This is a genomic window from Streptomyces sp. SPB074 (assembly GCF_000154905.1).
In the GTDB taxonomy this organism is placed as follows: Bacteria; Actinomycetota; Actinomycetes; order Streptomycetales; family Streptomycetaceae; genus Streptomyces.
Window position 1 is genome coordinate 4,635,635 of sequence record NZ_GG770539.1, and the last position, 5,048, is coordinate 4,640,682.

The 5,048-nt window shown below is 76.1% G+C and carries 3 protein-coding genes and 1 pseudogene; all 4 read left to right on the top strand.

Annotated features, from left to right (window positions below):
* Positions 1–1,612, top strand: a 1,612-nt coding sequence (locus tag SSBG_RS19520) for an AfsR/SARP family transcriptional regulator (protein WP_008747798.1), incomplete at its 5' end; no start/stop codon positions are given.
* Between the two features lie 61 nt (positions 1,613–1,673).
* Complete coding sequence (locus SSBG_RS30285) at positions 1,674–2,543, top strand: tetratricopeptide repeat protein (RefSeq protein WP_008747799.1); 870 nt, start codon at positions 1,674–1,676, stop codon at positions 2,541–2,543.
* 186 nt (positions 2,544–2,729) lie between these two features.
* A complete protein-coding gene (locus SSBG_RS19525; RefSeq protein WP_199781464.1) occupies positions 2,730–3,443 on the top strand; it encodes an ABC transporter ATP-binding protein in 714 nt (237 codons plus the stop codon).
* Positions 3,443–5,048, top strand: a pseudogene (locus SSBG_RS19530) (ABC transporter permease); the annotation flags it as partial. The gene SSBG_RS19525 and the pseudogene SSBG_RS19530, both read left to right, overlap by 1 nt.

The following is a 5,048-nucleotide window of genomic DNA, read 5'->3' on the forward strand; positions in this document are numbered from 1 at the left end:
CCGCGCACCCCGGGTACGTCCTGCGCCTGCCCGATCTCCGCCGCGTCGCGCGGTCGCGTTCGCCGCGCTCGTCGGGGAGGCGGAGACGGCTTCCGGGCTGCGCCGCTACGAGCGGGCCGCCGCGCTCTACGCCGAGGCGTTCGCGCTCTGGTCCGGTCCCGCCTTCGACGGCGTCCTCGCCCGCGCGGCCGAGGACGAGGCGGCCCGGCTGGAGGAGCGCAGGCGGGGCGCGTACGACGAGTACACCACCGTCCGGCTCGCGCTCGGCGAGCACCAGGCGCTCGTGCCCGAACTCGCCGCGCTGGTCCGGGAGGAGCCGCTGGGGGAGCGGCCCCGCCGTCACCTCATGCTCGCCCTCCACCGCTCCGGGCGGCGCGCGGAAGCGCTCGCGAGCTACCGCGCGGGGCGCGCGCACTCGGTCAGGGAACTCGGCGTCGAGCCGGGACCCGAATTGCGGGCGCTGCACGAGGAGTTGCTGCGCGACGAACCGACGGCTCCGGCCCGCTCCGCTCTCCAGGTCACTCCTGTCGAACTTCCCCCGGATCTCCCGGGATTCGTCGGCCGAAAGGAAAAACTCCAGCATCTCGACGCGCTGTTCGCCCAGGACGGTGCCGCGCTCGGCCTCGTCACCGGTACGGCCGGTGTCGGCAAGACCGGTCTCGCCGTGCGCTGGGCCCACCGGGCGGCCGCGCACTTCACCGACGGGCTGCTCTTCGCCGATCCGCGGGGGTACGACGAGGAGTTGGAGCCGGTACGCGCCACCGACGTCGTCGGGCGCTTCCTGCGCGCGATCGGCGTGCCGCCCGAGCGGTTGCCGCCGGACGAGGAGGAACTGGTGGCCCTGTACCGCAGTGTGCTCGCCGGCCGTCGCGTACTGCTCGTCCTGGACAACGCGCGCGGCCGGGAACGGCTCGCGCCGCTGCTGCCCGGCGACGGCCGGAGCGTCGTGCTCGTCACGAGCCGCGAGCCGCTGCCCGAACTGGTCGCGTGGCCGCCCAGGGCACGCGTGCACCTCGGAGTGCTGCCCCCCGCCCAGGCCGTCGGGCTGCTCGGCGTGATCGCGGGCGAGGACCGGGTCGCGGGCGCCCCCGAGGACGCCGCCCGCCTCGCCGAGCTGTGCGACCGGCTGCCGCTCGCCCTGCACGTCGCCGCCGCCCGGCTCGCCTCCAAACCGCACTGGACCGTGGGCCACCTCGTCACCCTGCTCGCCGACGAGCACCGCCGCCTGGACGAGCTGAGCCGCGGCGGCGCCCGCGTGCGGGCCGGCTTCGAGGTCTCCTACCGCTGCCTGTCGCGCGAGGCGGCGCGGCTCTACCGGGGGCTCGGGCTGCTCGACGTACCGGACTTCACGGCGTGGGTCGCCGCCGCGCTGCTCGGCGCCGGTGCGGCCGAGGGCGAACGGCTCGTCGAGGACCTGGTGGACGCGCGTTTCCTCGACGTCGTCGGCACCGACCGCACCGGCCGGCTGCGCTACCGCCTGCCGAGCCTGCTGCGCCTGCACGCGCGCGAACGGGCGCGCGCGGAGGAGACCGGGGAGGAGCGACGGGCGGCGCAAGAACGGGAGAAACAAAGCGAATCTGGCGCTCGAGGAGAAGGGAGTACGGCGGCATGAATAACGGGACCGGACGGCGAGACGGTCCCAAAACACGGCGGGGGCGGGGCCACCGGGCGGCGTGGACACCGGTACGCGCGCGGCGCTGATCGCCGCGCCGCTGGAATGGCTGGAGGCGGAGCGGCTCGCGCTCGTCGCCGTCGTCGTGCAGGCCGCGGGGCTCGGCCTCGGCGAGGTGGCCTGGCGGATCACCGCCGCGGCCTCGGTGCTCTTCGACACGCGCAACTACCCGGACGACTGCCGGGTCTGCGCGCGGGCCGCGCTCGCCGCCTGCGAGGCGAGGGGCGACCGGCGCGGGACCGCCGCGATGCTGCACGAGCTGGGGCGCGCGGCGGCGGACCCCCAGGGCGAGACGCTCGCGCTCGGCGGGCTCGCGCAGATCGCGCTGGAGCGCGGCGCGCACACGGACGCGCTCGCCCTCGCCGAGGAGGCCGTAAGGCTCGGCGCGGGCAACGCGCGCGGCCTCGCCCAGGCCCTGCACCGCCTGGGCCAGGCGCACTTGGCGCGCGGCGCGCACGCCGCGGCCGGGGAGGTGTTCACGCGGGTCGTGGAGCTGGTGCGGGCCAAGGCGGACCGCGTCGGGCTCGTGTACGCGACCCTCGGGCTCGGTGAAAGCCTGCTCGGCTCGGGCGAAGTGGACCGCGCGGCAAGGACGTTGACCGGGGCGCTCGCCGAAGTCGCCCGTATCCGCAACCCGCTGGTCGATGGCCGCGTGCACCTGGCACTCGCCGAGGCCCGGCACCGGCAGGGCCGGACGGCCGAGGCGGCCGCTCAACCCGACGCCGCACAAGAGGCGTTCAGCAGGATCGGGGCCCGGGGCTGGCTCGTACGGACGGAAGCCGCACGCTCGCGGCTGGAGGAGGAAGCGGAGGCGGAGGCGCGAGCCGCCGGGGAGAGCGGCGTCCGCGCCGCCCCCGCCGACCCCCGATAGCCGCCCGATAACCCACCGATAACCCCGCCCGCTAGCTTCGGCCCGACCGGCCGCAGAGAGCGGGGCGACCGGGCAGTGGGGACATCCGGGCATCGGGCCGCGGGGAGAGGACGGGTCACGCATGAGGACCGAGCGGGAGGGCGCGGGCACGCGCGGAGGTACGGGGGCGGGGGGAGCGCGCTGCGCCTGGAAGCCGTCACCAAGGTGTACGGCAGGGGCGGGCGGGCCGTGACGGCGCTCGACGGGATCGGGGCCGAGATCCCGCGCGGCTCGTACACCGCCGTCATGGGGCCCTCCGGCTCGGGGAGGTCGACCTTCCTGCACTGCGCCGCCGGGCTCGACATGCCGACATCGGGGCGGGCCTGGATCGGGGACACCGAACTCGGCGGCATGAACGAGACGGAGCTGACGAAACTGCGCCGCAGGCGCGTCGGCTTCGTGTTCCAGGCGTTCAACCTCGTTCCCTCGCTGTCGGTGCGGCAGAACGTCGAACTGCCCCTGCGGCTCGGGGGCGAGCGCCTCGATCCCGCGTGGCTCGCCGAGATCCTCGCGCGCGTCGGCCTCGAAGGGCGCGCCGCGCACCGCCCCGCCGAACTCTCCGGCGGCCAGCAGCAGCGCGTCGCCGTCGCCCGCGCCCTCGTCACGCGCCCCGACGTCGTCTTCGGCGACGAGCCGACGGGCGCGCTCGACACCGTCACCGCGCGCGAGGTCCTGTCGCTCCTGCGCTCCTGCGTCGACGACACGGGGCAGGCCGTCGTCATGGTCACCCACGACCCCGTCGCGGCCTCCTACGCCGACACCGTCCTCTTCCTCGCGGACGGCAGGCTCGCCGGGCGCATGGACGACCCGACGGCGGACCGCGTCGCGGACCGCATGACCCGGCTGGGGGCGTGGGCCTGATGCTGCGCTACGCCTTGCAGACCGTACGGGCCCGCAAGGGCGGCTTCCTCGGCGCGTTCCTCGCGCTGCTGTGCGCCGCCGCGCTCGTCACCGCGTGCGGGGCCCTCCTGGAGACCGGCCTGCGCGGCACGATCGGCACCGAGCGGTACGCCGCCGCGCCCGTCGTCGTCGGCGGCGACCAGTACGTCCAGACCACGGTCACGAAGAAGAAGGGGAAGACGAAGACCAAGCACAAGGCCAAGCCGATTGCCGAACGCGCCTGGCTTCCGGACGAGTTGGCGCAGCGGCTGTCCGGGGTGCGGGGGGTGCGGAAGGTTGTGCCGGAGGTGACCTTCCCCGCGTACGCGGTGACGGGCGCGGGCCGGGCGGACGGGAGACGGCCGGGTGCCGGGCGGATACTCGGCGGCCCGGACGGCACCCGCTCGTACGGGCACGCCTGGACCTCCGCCGTACTGACGCCCTTCCAGCTGCTCGACGGCACCGCGCCCACCGCCTCCGACGAGGTCGTCATCGACCGCGAACTCGCCCGCCGCGCCGGGGTGAGGACCGGCGCGCGGCTCACCGTCCAGGCGACAGGGGCTCCGCGCGCCTACCGCGTCAGCGGTGTCGCCGCCGCCGCGGGCGGCGATCTCACCCAGCAGCCCTCGCTCTTCTTCTCGGCCGCCGAGGCCGAGCGGCTGTCCGGGCGGCCCGGGCAGGTGGCCGTGCTCGGCGTGCTGCCCGAGAAGGGCGTCGGCACGGGCGCGCTCCGCTCGCGCGTGGCGGAAGCGCTCAACGGGACGGGCGCGCACGTCGCCACCGGCGGCGACCGCGGTCCCGTCGAGTTCCTCGACGCGGCGGGCGCGCGCGTGAAACTCGTCTCGATGGGCGGCGCGATCGGCGGCACCGCGCTGCTCGTCGCGATCCTCGTCGTCGTCGGCACCTTCGCGCTCTCGCTCCAGCAGCGCCACCGCGAACTCGCCCTCCTGCGCGCCATCGCGGCGACCCCCCGGCAGGTGCGGCAGCTCATCGGGCGCGAGGCCCTGCTCGTCGGCCTGCTCGCCGGGGTCGCGGGCTCGCTCGCGGGGCTGCCGCTCGCCGCCTGGCTGCACGGCAGGTTCGTGGCTCTCGGCGCGATCCCCGAGACGCTCGCACTCACCCGTTCCCTCTTCCCGCCGCTCGCCGCGCTCGCCGCCTCGCTGCTCGGCGCCTGGGCCTCCGCACGGATCTCCGCGCGCCGCACGGCCCGCATCCGCCCCGCCGAAGCCCTCGCCGAAGCGGCCGTCGAACGCCGTACGGGGTGGGGGCGGCTCCTCGCGGGCACGGTGGCGCTCGCGGCCGGCGTCGTACTGCTCCTCGTACTGAGCCGCCTGCACACCGAGCCGGCCTCGACCCCCGTCACCTTCCTCACCGTCGTCGTGCTCGCCGTCGCCGTCGCGCTCCTCGGCCCGCTCCTGGCGCGGCTCGCGATCACCGTCCTCGGTGTCCCCCGCTGCGCGCCACGCGCGTCGCCGGGTACCTCGCCGCCGCCGACGTGCGGGCCAACACCGCGCGCATGGCCTCGGCGATCACGCCGCTCGTGCTGCTCGTCGGCATGGCCTGCACGGTGCTCTTCGCGCAGACGAC